General features: G+C 56.0%; 12 protein-coding genes and 1 riboswitch. Of the genes, 1 reads left to right on the forward strand and 11 read right to left on the reverse strand.

Annotated elements, in window-relative coordinates:
* Positions 1–181 precede the first annotated feature (181 nt).
* From BJF95_RS03860 to BJF95_RS03885, 6 genes are all read right to left on the reverse strand, one after another.
* Positions 182–790, reverse strand: coding sequence for a thiamine phosphate synthase (locus tag BJF95_RS03860; RefSeq protein WP_075638153.1), 609 nt, complete (start codon positions 788–790; stop codon positions 182–184).
* Entirely contained in the window at positions 787–1560 is a 774-nt protein-coding gene (locus tag BJF95_RS03865) for a thiazole synthase (RefSeq protein WP_075638154.1), read from the reverse strand. Before BJF95_RS03865 ends, BJF95_RS03860 begins: the two co-directional genes overlap by 4 nt.
* A 1-nt stretch (position 1561) precedes the next feature.
* The gene (gene thiS, locus BJF95_RS03870; protein WP_075638155.1) at positions 1562–1759 is read right to left on the reverse strand and encodes a sulfur carrier protein ThiS; all 198 of its coding nucleotides are present in this window, start codon (positions 1757–1759) and stop codon (positions 1562–1564) included.
* Positions 1756–2748: a glycine oxidase ThiO gene (gene thiO, locus BJF95_RS03875; RefSeq protein WP_075638156.1), complete on the reverse strand. Its 993-nt coding sequence runs from the start codon at positions 2746–2748 to the stop codon at positions 1756–1758. Before thiO ends, thiS begins: the two co-directional genes overlap by 4 nt.
* A gap of 1 nt (position 2749) precedes the next feature.
* On the reverse strand, positions 2750–4582 hold the full coding sequence (thiC, locus tag BJF95_RS03880) for a phosphomethylpyrimidine synthase ThiC (protein ID WP_075638157.1): 1833 nt from the start codon (positions 4580–4582) through the stop codon (positions 2750–2752).
* Between the two features lie 106 nt (positions 4583–4688).
* Positions 4689–4807, reverse strand: a riboswitch (TPP riboswitch).
* A gap of 46 nt (positions 4808–4853) precedes the next feature.
* Complete coding sequence (locus BJF95_RS03885; RefSeq protein ID WP_075638158.1) at positions 4854–5894, reverse strand: dipeptidase; 1041 nt, start codon at positions 5892–5894, stop codon at positions 4854–4856.
* A gap of 177 nt (positions 5895–6071) precedes the next feature.
* Here BJF95_RS03885 and BJF95_RS03890 point away from each other — a divergent pair, with 177 nt between their 5' ends.
* Positions 6072–7568, forward strand: a complete 1497-nt coding sequence (locus tag BJF95_RS03890; RefSeq protein WP_075638375.1) for a serine hydrolase domain-containing protein — start codon at positions 6072–6074, stop codon at positions 7566–7568.
* Positions 7569–7611: 43 nt separating this feature from the next.
* On the opposite strand, the gene BJF95_RS03895 is transcribed toward BJF95_RS03890, so the two are convergent.
* From BJF95_RS03895 to BJF95_RS03915, 5 genes are all read right to left on the reverse strand, one after another.
* The gene (locus tag BJF95_RS03895) at positions 7612–8478 is read right to left on the reverse strand and encodes a D-amino-acid transaminase (protein ID WP_075638159.1); all 867 of its coding nucleotides are present in this window, start codon (positions 8476–8478) and stop codon (positions 7612–7614) included.
* A 24-nt stretch (positions 8479–8502) separates the two neighbouring features.
* Positions 8503–9552: a DmpA family aminopeptidase gene (locus BJF95_RS03900; RefSeq protein WP_075638160.1), complete on the reverse strand. Its 1050-nt coding sequence runs from the start codon at positions 9550–9552 to the stop codon at positions 8503–8505.
* 89 nt (positions 9553–9641) lie between these two features.
* Entirely contained in the window at positions 9642–10130 is a 489-nt protein-coding gene (locus tag BJF95_RS03905) for a nuclear transport factor 2 family protein (RefSeq protein ID WP_139317398.1), read from the reverse strand.
* A 105-nt stretch (positions 10131–10235) separates the two neighbouring features.
* Positions 10236–11393 (reverse strand): CaiB/BaiF CoA transferase family protein, encoded by a 1158-nt coding sequence (locus tag BJF95_RS03910; protein ID WP_075638162.1) that lies wholly within the window; start codon positions 11391–11393, stop codon positions 10236–10238.
* A gap of 20 nt (positions 11394–11413) precedes the next feature.
* On the reverse strand, positions 11414–12589 hold the full coding sequence (locus BJF95_RS03915) for an acyl-CoA dehydrogenase (protein WP_075638163.1): 1176 nt from the start codon (positions 12587–12589) through the stop codon (positions 11414–11416).
* Between the last annotated feature and the right edge of the window lie 41 nt (positions 12590–12630).

The raw sequence follows: 12630 nt of genomic DNA on the forward strand, positions 1-12630 counted from the left end.
CAACAAAGCCGCTCGCCGCTCTCGCGCCGCCGCCCCGTCTGCTGTGAGGCGGTTTCTAAGCCCACAAAACCAACAAGTCAAATGGATTTTTTCAATTTTATGACGTTTTTTGTAAGATATTGAAAAAAGACAAACTTAGATTGATTTTGACCCTTTGATTTCCCCGTTTAAGCGGACGTCCCTACCCCCGCCACTGGGCGGTCTTTGCCAGCCATTCCTGCACTCGTGCTTCAGGATTGCTGTTAAGGGTAATATCCGTGACAACGGCCGCACTGTCGGCGTGGTGAGCAAAAACATCGTCCAATCGCTCGACCGTTATTCCGCCAATGGCCACAAGAGGGATGCCTCCGGCTTTGGCCTTCCAGGTTTGCAGCTTTGCCACACCTTGCTGTTGCCACTTCATCTGCTTCAAGATGGTGGGCCAGATTGGACCGAGCGCCACGTAATCCGGCTTTACTGCTAGGGCAATGTCTAGCTCCGTATCATCATGGGTGGAAAGGCCAAGGCGTGCACCGGCACTGCGGATGGCCGATAGGTCGGCGTCCATCAAATCTTCCTGCCCGAGATGGATAAAGTCGCACCCTTCATCCAGTGCGATGCGCCAATAATCATTGATGATCAATTGGCACTGGTGCGCCGTGCACACGGCTTTGGCGCGTCTGATATGGTTGCGCAAGGAGGGCTCTTGCGCATCTTTCATGCGCAATTGCACCAACTTGACACCAAGCGGAATCAAGCGCTCAATCCAATCGGCACTGTCCACGATGAGGTAAAAGGGATCGAGTTTCATGCAAACACACCTTTGCCAATGACGGGAGTGGATGGAACAGCCATATCTCGAGGCTCAAGCATTCCGGCGAGATACGCCTCCCGCCCCGCTTCAATTCCTTTTGCGAAAGCACCCGCCATCAGGATTGGGTCCTGAGCACTTGCGACCGCCGTGTTGAGCAAAACCGCATCAAAGCCGAGTTCCATCACCGTGGTCGCATGGGATGGTCTGCCAATTCCGGCATCCACGATCAGCGGGATTTCGGTGAATTCAGCGCGCATGGCCCGCAAGCCGGGAATATTTTGCGGCCCCATGGCACTGCCGATCGGCGCACACCACGGCATCAGCACTTTGCAGCCCGCTTCCAGCAATCGCTCACCAACCACCAGATCCTCTGTGGTGTAGGGGAAAACCTCAAATCCATCGTCGCTCAGAATACGGGCGGCTTCGACGAGCTGAAAAACATCGGGCTGCAAGGTATCCTGATGGCCAATTAGCTCCAGCTTGATCCAGTTGGTTTTGAAAACCTCTCGGGCCATTTTGGCCGTCAGCACGGCCTCGGATACGCTGTGGCAGCCAGCGGTGTTGGGTAGCACGCGCACGCCGAGTTCTTTGATCAACTCGAAAAATGCGCCGCCGGATTTGCCACCTGCCGTTTCGCGCCGAAGTGAAACCGTAACGATCTCGGTTTTCGAATGGCGCACCGTATCGACGAGTACCGCAGGCGATGGATAACGGGCAGTGCCAAGCAGCAGGCGAGACGACAATTTCACATCATAAAGTGTCAACATATCAGCCCCCTTGCATGGGTGAAAGAATTTCGATGCGGTCACCATCTTGCAAAACATGGGTTGGGCGGTCTTCGGCATGAACAAGTTCGCCATTGACCGCCGTTGCCAGCCACTCTCCTTCATAGTCTAACTCAGACAACAGTAAGGAGAGAGTGTGTTCTGCGGTTTCCAATGCCTCGCCATTGACGACAAGCTTCATGATACCAACCTCGGTTTTTGATGATTAGCCACAGTTTGCTCAATGCGCTCTGCAGCCTGCCGGGCCATGGCGGGCGAAAGCAGAAAGCCGTGGCGATGCATGCCTGCAATGGCCAGGCCATCAGCGGTTTCGATCACGCGTGGAATATTATCGGCAAAAGCCGGGCGAGTGCCGACGCCGGTTTCAATCAGCCGCGCTTCGCCGAAGGCCGGATGCAACGTATACGCCGCATTGAGGAATTCCATCAGGGAGCGGGCACTGATGGGGCCGTCGTCTTCTGCCTCAATCATGGTGGCACCCACCATGAAACGGTGGTTGGCGCGCGGCACGATATAAATCGGATGGCGGGGATGCAGCAGCCGAATGGGACGGCTGAGGGCAACCTCTGGCGTGCGCAGATAGATCATTTCGCCGCGCACACCGCGCAAACCGGGCTGCTGCTCGATGGCGGCGGCCCCTGTGCAATCCACGACCAGGTCGAAAGCCGAGAAATCGGGTTTGGGCACATCGCCCAGATAAAAGCAAACGCCCCGCTGAAGCAGCGTACGCCAAAGCCCATCCAGGGCTTGTCGGGGGTCGAGATGCGCTTCCTGCGCAAAAAACAGTCCACGGCGAAAGCGCCCTGCAAGGGCGGGTTCCAATGCTGCAATCTGGGTTTCATTCACCCATTCAAATCCAGATGTACGGCTGGCGAAGCGATTGAGATCGCCTGCGTCGCGGCTGGGAGCCAACACCAATGTACCATTGCGGGTGACAGAGCCGGGAAGCGCCGCCTCCCACCAATCTGCCGCACCACGACCGAGGGTGAGAACGATTTCGTCCGCGGCCTCGCGCTCGCAATAGGGTGCCAGCATGCCGCCCGCATAATGCGATGCGCCCTGCCCGACCATTGATGCCGTATCAACCAGCGCAACCTTGATGCCGCGCCGGGTTAATTCTGTGGCCAAGGTGAGACCGGCAACGCCGGTCCCTTTGATCAACACGCTCATCTTACTCACCTGCGGGCTGGTTGGCCCCATCTGCAAGCGGCATGTAGAGATCGCCACCGTCGCGGTATTTTGCCGCCATGGCTTCCAAACCCTCTTTCTGCGCTTCTGCACGAATGTCGTGCGAAATTTTCATCGAGCAGAATTTCGGGCCGCACATGGAGCAGAAATGCGCGACTTTGTGGGCGTCTTTTGGCAGGGTTTCGTCATGGAAAGAGCGCGCTGTGTCCGGGTCCAGTGACAGGTTGAACTGATCTTCCCAACGGAACTCGAAGCGAGCGCGGCTCAGCGCATCATCGCGCACCTGAGCTGCTGGATGACCTTTGGCGAGGTCTGCTGCGTGGGCGGCGATCTTGTAGGTGATGACGCCCACCTTCACATCGTTGCGATCCGGCAGGCCAAGATGTTCCTTCGGCGTGACGTAACACAGCATCGCCGTGCCAAACCAGCCGATCATGGCAGCGCCGATGCCGGAGGTGATGTGATCATAGCCGGGGGCGATGTCGGTTGTGAGTGGTCCGAGCGTGTAGAATGGTGCTTCGCCACAAACGGCCAATTGTTTGTCCATATTGGCCTTGATTTTGTGCATCGGCACGTGGCCGGGGCCTTCAATCATCACCTGACAATCTTTCGCCCAGGCGATTTTGGTCAACTCGCCCAGCGTTTCCAACTCGGCAAATTGGGCGGCATCATTGGCATCGGCGATAGAGCCGGGGCGGAGGCCATCGCCGAGCGAAAACGACACATCATAGGCGCGGCAGATGTCGCAGATTTCGTCAAAATGCTCGTAGAGGAAGCTTTCCTTGTGGTGATGCAGACACCACTTGGCCATGATGGAGCCGCCGCGAGACACAATACCTGTCACGCGGTTGACGGTGAGATGGATATAGGAGAGGCGCACACCGGCATGGATGGTGAAATAATCCACGCCCTGCTCGGCTTGCTCAATCAGCGTATCGCGGAACACTTCCCAGGTGAGGTTTTCGGCAATGCCGTGGACTTTTTCCAGCGCCTGATAGAGCGGCACCGTGCCAATCGGCACCGGCGAATTGCGGATGATCCAATCGCGGATATTGTGGATGTTGCGGCCGGTGGAGAGATCCATCACGGTATCACCACCCCAGCGGATGGCCCAGACCATTTTTTCCACTTCTTCCGCCATCGAGGAGGTGACGGCGGAATTACCGATATTGGCGTTGATCTTCACCAGAAAATTCCGGCCAATGATCATCGGCTCGGCTTCGGGGTGATTGATATTGGCCGGGATGATGGCGCGGCCCATGGCCACTTCCTGACGGACAAATTCCGGCGTGACATAGTCTGGAATGGCTGCACCGAAGCTTTCACCATCGCGAATCAACGCTTCTTTGGCAGCTTTGCGGCCAATGTTTTCGCGGATAGCGATGAATTCCATCTCGGGTGTGATGATTCCCGCTCTTGCATAGGCAAGCTGGGTTACGGCCTTGCCGTCTTTAGCCTTCAAAGGCTGGTGGCGCACCGGAAATTCCGGCGTCAGTTTTTCGCCCGTGGCAAAGCCGTTGTCCTCAGGCTTTACATGGCGGCCATCATAGGCTTCCACATCACCGCGCGCAGTGATCCATTGGCTACGAATGCGCGGCAGGCCCTTATCAATGGCAATGGTGGCCTTGGGGTCGGTGTAAGGGCCGGACGAATCATAGACATTCACCGGCGGCTCGCCGGATGTTGGGTGCAGCGCGATCTGGCGCATGGGCACGCGGATGTCAGGGTGCAGCTCACCAGCAATGTGGATTTTGGTGGAGGCAGGAAGCGGACCCGTGGTGACTTCGGGTGTTGGGAATTGCGGGGCAATATTCATCTTGAGGCTCCAAGTGTTAAGGTTGGAGACCCAGTCATGACAGCCGGAATGATGATAAGACGCGTTAGCCCCAATGCGGGGCATCCAACCCAATAAGAGTCAGAGTTTTGCAGCGCTTGCACCGTCCCTACGCCAGTATGAACTGGATCAGGTTCAACGGGTCACCGCGCTGCATATCTGCCTAGCGGAATCTCAGCCCCTTGCGGGACACCCCTGGTGAATGAATCTAGATTAAAGCCGGGTAGCCCCCGGCGTCAATGATTCATTTGGATCAAACGCCCCAAGTGCGTTCCAGCACCGAAATCCAGTTGCCGTGGCAGATTTTGGCGACTGAGGCCGCGTCATAGCCACGTTTTTCCAGCTCTTTGACCAGAAGAGGCAGGCCGGTGGCATCTTTCAGACTTGCCGGAACCGTGGTGCCGTCGAAATCTGAACCGAAGGCAACGTGATCAATGCCGATGCGCTCGACAACATAATCAACGTGGCGCAACAGCACCTCCAGATCGGTATCGGGGTTTTTCACGCCGTCCTCGCGCAAAAACAGCACGCCGAAATTAATGCCCACGAGACCACCGGTCTCACGAATCGCGTCCAATTGTTTGTCGGTGAGATTGCGGCTGTGCGGTGTGAGCGCGTGAACGTTGGAGTGTGATGCCACCAAAGGTGCGTCGGACAGCTTGGCAATATCCCAAAAGCCCTGCTCGTTCATATGGGAAAGGTCGATCATCACCTTCAGTTCGTTGCAGGCGCGGATCAAATCTTTGCCAGCATCGGTCAGGCCGGGGCCAATATCGGGCGAGGATGGAAAACGGAAGGGCACGCCATGGGCAAAAATATTCGGCCTGCTCCACACCGGACCCAGCGAGCGCAACCCTGCCTGATGCAGCACATAGAGCGCATCCAGATCGGCTGCCACGGCCTCGATGCCTTCAATATGGAAAACAGCAGCAAAGGCACCCGTGTCGATGGATGCGCGAATATCCTGCGCCGTGCGGCACACCTTCACCTGACCTTGGGAATTGGCTTCGATGTCGAACAAAATACGGGCCATGGCCACGGTTTCATTCAAGGCATCGGGTTGTGATGGCGCAACGAAATCGCCATTGGCATCGGGTTTCATGGTAGGCGGCGGCACAAAAATTGCGCAAAGCCCGCCTGCCAACCCGCCTTGTTTTGCCTTTGGCAAGTCAATATGCCCCTCCACTTCCCCTTCGAGAAAGGCTTTATAGGCAGGCATTTTGCCAGATCGGCGCAGCCGCAGCAAAACATCATTGTGACCATCAAAAACCGGCATGAGGGATGAAGTGGACATGGTATTTCCTTGAAATGATTACAAAGCCATCAGAGCAGCGGGTGGCCTCACCCTTTCTAGAAGAAATAACCGCCGAGGCCAATGCATGGTTTGCATGGAAGCCCCTTAAAATAATAGGGGCATGCGATCCTTGTTTCGTGTTAGGCGCACTTTGAAATGTGCATGAAGGATTTTGCTATGACTGCCCCTCTCCACTGGACCGCTGCTGAAACAGCGGCAAAGACCTTTACCAACCAATGGGCATCAGACACCCCCGGTGGTGCGATTTTGGGTTTTGATCAGGATGGTATTCGCTTTGCCCTATGTGGCGGGGCGGAAAGCCTGAGCACGGGGAAGGCGTTTACCTCGAAAAGCGTGGTGCGCTACGCATCCGTCACCAAACATGCCTTTTGCACGTTTGTGTTGACCCACCCGGATCTGATCAGCCTGGATGATACGTTGGGCAGTCACCTGCCGGAATTGCAGGAACCTTTGGCCCGCGTCACCGTGGGGCGGGCGCTGGATATGAGCGGTGGCTTACCCGATACCCGCGAGGCATTAAGCCTGCTGGGTCTTTCGGTTTACACGGAAACGCAGGCTCCTGCTCTGCTGGAATTTCTGGCACGAATGACACGGCTGAATTTCGAGGCGGGCACAGAAGTGTCCTATTCCAACACCGGCTACCGGCTGGTGGAAGCAGCACTGGAGCGCAAAGGCGTATTCTTCCGCGATTACATCACCAAAGCGGGTGCGGATTGCGGCGCAGTGCTGGATGCGCCGGATGTGTGGAATGACACCGTTGCCAACCTGGTGCCGGGTTATTGGCACAATGGGCAAAAATGGCAGCTCTCGGCAGCGGGTCTGCATATTTCCGCCTCTGGCAGCATGACCGGCAGTGCAGAATCGCTCTCATTTTGGCTTCAAGACTTGCTGAAGAACCAAGACATGCTCGATGCCATGGCCGCACCGCGCGCGCTGAAAGATGGGCGGTTGAGCGGCTATGGTCTGGGGCTGGCCAAAACCACCATTGGTGATCGCGATTTCATCGGCCATGGTGGATCGCACCCGGGCTATAAAACCTATTTTCTGCTGGATCGGCAAAATTCTTGCGGTTTTGTGATTGTGTCCAACCGCGAAGACACAAATGGCGGCAAGATTGCCCAAAGTGCCATGGCAGCTTTGCATGATTTGGCACTGCCAGTGCCTTCCATCGCTTTGATCGATGGTCTCTATGTGACGGAAACCGGGGCCAATTGGCTTGAGGTCAAGGGCAGCACTGTGGTCTCGCTGGATGCCGATGATACCGCTTATGATGACGGACAAGGCTGGATTTCGTCTCGCTCCGCCACCTCGCCCATGCGGCTGAAAATGGAAGGCCATGATATTGTTGGAGAGGTCGGCCATGCTGCCCACCACTATCACCCGGCAAACTCTGAGCCAATTGCCGAAAGCGTGAGTGGTCGCTGGCTGTCTTCTGAAGGCGCACGTTTTGAGATCGATGGATCAGAGCTGATCATGGGCATCGGCCCCACCCGCCGCCGCATGCCGCTTCAAGCCTTGGGTGGTGGGCGGTTTTTGTTCACCCTGCATGATGGTCCATGGACCAAGCGGGTCTGCCTGAATGTGTTGGATGATAGCACTGTGGAACTGGTGCTGAACCGCGCGCGGATGATGGAATATCGGCGCGATCGGTAAAAAGTCCCCTCCCCCTTGTGGGGAGGGGTTCTCATTCGCGCAGTTAAACCGCCGTCTTCCGGGCATTATCCATGTAGAATTCCCGCAGCTTCGCAATCATCGGGCCGGGTTTGCCGCCACCAATGGCTTTGCCATCAATCTCGGTGATCGGCACGATGAAATTCGATGCGCTGGTCAGCGCCGCTTCGCGGGCGTTCAATGCTTCTTCCACCGTGAAGGGGCGCTCTTCAATGATCAGGCCATGGGCGCGGGCCAGATCCAGCACGGCGAGCCGTGTGCAGCCCGGCAGGGTGGCATTGCTGTTGGCGCGGGTGATGATCTTGTCGTCAGCGGTGATGATATAGGCGGTCGAAGATGCGCCTTCTGTCACAAAGCCATCTTCCACCATCCACGCTTCATCGCAGCCTGCTTCCTTGGCAATCCGCTTGGCCAGAACCTGCGGCAACAGGCACACACTCTTGATATCACGGCGTTCCCAACGCTGATCCGGCACGGTTTTCACCTTCAACCCGGTTTCCATCACGCTTGCCACATCCAGCTTTTTCGACTGGGTAAACATCAACAGGGTTGGCCGCAAATCCTTGGAATAGAAGAAGTTCCGGTCTTCTGCGCCACGGGTATATTGCAGATAGATCATACCTTCAACAAGGCCGTTTTCCGCAATCAGGCGACGTTCGATCTCAACAATCTCGTCGGTGGAAATTGGCAAAAAGCCGCCGATTTCACCAATGCTGCGCTCCAGCCGCGCCATATGCAGGGGGCTATCGACCAGCTTACCTTCCAGCACGGCGGTGACTTCATAAATGCCGTCGCCAAACAGGAAGCCACGGTCGAAAATCGAAATATGCGCCTCGTTCTCAGGCAGGAAGGCACCGTTAAGATAAACGGTACGAATGGCGGGATTGGACATGGGAACTCCTGATGCTTGCAAGAATTAAAGGCTGCGGATCGCATCCAGCGAAATAGCCTCAAAGGTAGAAGGCTTGCCGGTGCCAGCATTATAGCCGGTGACGGTATGGGCCATGGTGAGGGAATTGAGAATGGCTTCTTCGGTTGCCTCGATCACAGCTTCAAAAAGCGGCGAAACAACGTCATTGGAAAGCGCAACCGCATCGGAAATGTCCTTGCGGCGTTCCGGCGTACGCCGCACCGATTCCGCCGTGGAAAACGCCAAGGCATAATCGCCCGATCCATTGCTGAGTGCCGCCCCCGTGCGGGCGAGGCCGCCAAAGCAACGCTCGGCCAGACGCTTGAGATTGCGCGAACATAAAGGTGCATCAGTGGCCACAATCATCACAATCGAGCCGTCTTTGTCATGACTTGCCTTGGTCTGATAGGGTCTGCCAGCCACCATCAAATGGCCACCATAGTTGGATTGGACCAGAACACCCACAGTATAATAGGCTTTGCCCACCTTGACCTTGCGCGAACTGGTGCCAATGCCCCCCTTGAGGCCAAAAGCCACCGTGCCGCAGCCCGCGCCAACAGCACCTTCCGGTACAGGACCAGACTGGGCATTACGGATAGCTTGTTCAATCTCTTCCACGCTGGGGCGGCAGGCGCGAATATCATTGAGGCGGCTGTCATTGGTTTCGCCGACAACGGCGTTGATGGAGGTGACTTTTTCATTGCCGCTTTGCGATAGCGTATAGCGGTTCAGCGCTTCAATCGCACGGCCCACCGCGAGTGTGTTGGTCAGCACAATCGGCGTTTCCAGCTCGCCCAACTCAACAATCTGCGTGCTGCCGGCAAATTTGCCAAAGCCGTTCAGCACAGCAAATCCGGCGGGCACCTTATCTTGAAACAGATTGCCACCATGGGGCAGAACGGCCGTGGCACCCGTGTGGGTGCTCTCGCCCTCGTGCAGGCTCACATGGCCAATGGCCACACCGGCCACATCTGTTATCGCATTGAGCGGGCCTGTTGGGATATGTCCTACCGTCAGGCCCAGCTCTCTCAACCGCTGTCGCGGGGTTTCCGTCACGTTATGCTCCGCCAAATGCTGAATTCCGCGGCACACTACGCACATGCGTCGAGGATATCACGGCAAAAATGCAGATATCCCCTTGATCTTTACGGTTTTAATGCCGAATCCCAATGCTCGTCAGCCTTGCCATCCTTAAAGCGCCAGCTGTCAAACCATGTGGTGCTATAGGTCTTGGTTGGGTCTTTGGGATCTTTCATCTCTCGCGGGTAGGCCACCGTGACAATATCACCCTCGGCGACAACCGAGACGATTTGGGTTTTCGTCTTTGAGGGAATCGGTGTCGGCTTTACCTTCAACACCTTGGTGAAATAATCCACCACCCCTTGACGGCCAGAGGCAGCATTGGGGTTGTGCTGAATATAGCGCGCAGTCAGGTACTGATCCGCCTGATCCCAATGATTGGCCTCCAGCAACACCGTGATGATTTTATAGGTCACCTGCTTGTTGTGGTTTAATGCCGGGTCTTTGCTGGTAAACAGCTGATCGGCATTCTTCACCCCCACCACTGCTTCTTGCGCAAATGCCGCGCCACCGAACCCTAAAGAAGCCACCAGAGCTACGACTGCAAATTTCATGTCTGCCATCCTACCGTATCCGTATTGTCGCACTGGAAAATAGATGGGTGGGCATTTCTTGCAAGAAGGCATTTATTTGGCCCATAGGCAGGAAAAGCAAACCATCTAATCCTTCTGATCACCTGCCGAAAGCTCTGCCAAAATCTCATCTCGGTGTTCATTCAATCGTGGTGAACGGCGCGCGGTGTTCAAATCCGCATCGGAAAACATGATGGGCGTGCGAATGCCCGGCACGCCATCGGGCATGATTTTCATCTCACGAAAGGCAAATTGCGGATCAGCAAACAAATCGGCAACGCTATTGATTGGGCCAGCGGGCACCGTTGCACGCTCCAAAGCAGCCAGCAAATCATCACGCGAAAACCTGCGGGTTGCCGCTTCCATTATCTCGGTCAGTGCTGCCCTGTTGGCGACGCGCGCAGCATTGGTGGCAAACTCAGGTTTGATCGCCACACCATCCAGGCCAAGAACGCCGCACAGCCGCGCAAACTGACCATCATTGCCGCAGGCAATGATGATATGTCCATCTGCCACGGGAAATGTCTGATAAGGGGCAATATTGGGATGTGCATTGCCCATACGCTTCGGTGCCACGCCAGAAGCTGCAAAATTCATCGCCTGATTGGCCAGCACCGCTGACATGCAATCCAGCAAGGCCATGTCAATGGCTTGCCCCAAGCCGGTCTTTTCGCGCTGCGCCAGGGCGGCCTGAATAGCGATCACCCCATAAAGACCGGTGAAAATATCGGCAAATGCCACACCGATTTTCTGCGGCGGGCCATCCGGCTCACCGGTGAGATCCATAATGCCGCCCATGCCTTGAATCATGAAGTCATAGCCAGCGCGGTGGGCGTAAGGCCCCGCTTGTCCAAAGCCGGTGACAGAGCAATAAATCAGCCTTGGATTGTCCGCCTTGAGGCTTTGATAATCCAGCCCGTATTTTTGCAAGCCACCAACTTTGAAATTTTCAATCACCACATCGGCAGAGGCAATCAGCTGCCGCACCATTTGCTGATCATCTAGCTTTGAAAAATCTGCGGCAATCGAGCGCTTGCCGCGGTTGCAGGCGTGGAAATAGGCGGCAGACTTTTCGGCCCCGTCATCAATGAAGGGAGGCCCCCATTTACGGGTGTCATCGCCCTCCGGGCTTTCCACCTTGATCACATCTGCACCCAGATCAGACAGGGTTTGTCCAATCCACGGCCCCGCCAGAATACGGGCAAGCTCGATGACTTTCAATCCGGCAAGCGGGGCCTCGGACATGGTGAATTCCCTATCGGTTTTTAAAAGAACGCCTGAATGCCGGTCTGCGCACGACCCAAAATCAGGGCGTGAACATCATGCGTGCCTTCATAGGTGTTGACCGTTTCCAGGTTCTGGGCGTGGCGCATGACGTGATATTCAATCTGAATACCATTGCCGCCGTGCATGTCGCGGGCCATGCGGGCAATGTCGAGCGCTTTGCCGCAATTGTTGCGCTTGATCAGCGAGATCATTTCCGGGGCCATTTTATGCTCATCCATCAAGCGGCCAACCCGCAAGGATGCCTGAAGGCCAAGGGTGATTTCGGTTTGCATATCGGCCAGCTTCTTTTGATAGAGCTGCATGCCCGCCAGCGGCTTGCCAAACTGATGACGATCCAGACCATATTGGCGTGAACGCGCCCAGCAATCTTCTGCGGCACCCATAACACCCCAGGAAATGCCGTAACGGGCGCGGTTGAGGCAGCCAAACGGACCTTTCAGGCCGGAAACACCGGGAAGCAGCGCATCTTCACCGACTTCCACGCCATCCATGACGATTTCGCCGGTGATTGATGCACGCAGCGACAGCTTGCCGCCGATTTTTGGCGCAGACAGGCCCTTCATGCCTTTTTCCAGCACAAAACCACGGATCGCACCATCATGCGCCTCAGACTTGGCCCAGACGACAAACACATCGGCAATCGGCGCGTTGGAAATCCACATTTTCGAGCCGCGCAGACGATAGCCACCCTCGATTTTCTCAGCGCGGGTTTTCATGCCGCCAGGATCAGAGCCGGCATCCGGCTCAGTCAGACCAAAACAGCCAATCAACTCACCGGACACCAGGCCCGGCAAATATTTGTCTTTCTGCTCTTCCGAGCCATAGGCAAAAATCGGGTAGATCACCAGTGAGGATTGCACGCTCATCATCGAGCGAAAGCCGGAATCAACTCGCTCCACTTCGCGGGCCACCAGGCCGTAAGCCACATACCCTGCGTCCGCCGCACCATATTTTTCCGGCAAGGTCACGCCCAATAGGCCAGCCTTACCCATCAGCGGAAACAGCTCGCGATCGGTGGTTTCATTGAGATACATGTCAGCAACGCGCGGCGCGAGTTCGGCCTTGGCAAAGGCGCTGGCCGCATCGCGGACCATCCGCTCTTCTTCCGTTAACTGATCTTCCAGCAAAAAGGGATCGTCCCACACAAAGCTCATAGCCAACCTCGATAACCGTGTTTCTGGCAATAATTGTACAG

This window comes from Rhizobium oryziradicis (assembly GCF_001939045.1).
GTDB classification, from domain to species: Bacteria; Pseudomonadota; Alphaproteobacteria; order Rhizobiales; family Rhizobiaceae; genus Allorhizobium; species Allorhizobium oryziradicis.

Bases quoted from the DNA above. Each gene is read 5' to 3' on its own strand.
- BJF95_RS03865 (WP_075638154.1), bottom strand. From the start codon at position 1,560: ATGTTGACACTTTATGATGTGAAATTGTCGTCTCGCCTGCTGCTTGGC.
- BJF95_RS03890 (WP_075638375.1), top strand. From the start codon at position 6,072: ATGACTGCCCCTCTCCACTGGACCGCTGCTGAAACAGCGGCAAAGACC.
- thiS (WP_075638155.1), bottom strand. From the start codon at position 1,759: ATGAAGCTTGTCGTCAATGGCGAGGCATTGGAAACCGCAGAACACACT.
- BJF95_RS03860 (WP_075638153.1), bottom strand. From the start codon at position 790: ATGAAACTCGATCCCTTTTACCTCATCGTGGACAGTGCCGATTGGATT.
- BJF95_RS03910 (WP_075638162.1), bottom strand. From the start codon at position 11,393: ATGTCCGAGGCCCCGCTTGCCGGATTGAAAGTCATCGAGCTTGCCCGT.
- thiO (WP_075638156.1), bottom strand. From the start codon at position 2,748: ATGAGCGTGTTGATCAAAGGGACCGGCGTTGCCGGTCTCACCTTGGCC.
- BJF95_RS03885 (WP_075638158.1), bottom strand. From the start codon at position 5,894: ATGTCCACTTCATCCCTCATGCCGGTTTTTGATGGTCACAATGATGTT.
- thiC (WP_075638157.1), bottom strand. From the start codon at position 4,582: ATGAATATTGCCCCGCAATTCCCAACACCCGAAGTCACCACGGGTCCG.
- BJF95_RS03915 (WP_075638163.1), bottom strand. From the start codon at position 12,589: ATGAGCTTTGTGTGGGACGATCCCTTTTTGCTGGAAGATCAGTTAACG.
- BJF95_RS03905 (WP_139317398.1), bottom strand. From the start codon at position 10,130: ATGAAATTTGCAGTCGTAGCTCTGGTGGCTTCTTTAGGGTTCGGTGGC.
- BJF95_RS03895 (WP_075638159.1), bottom strand. From the start codon at position 8,478: ATGTCCAATCCCGCCATTCGTACCGTTTATCTTAACGGTGCCTTCCTG.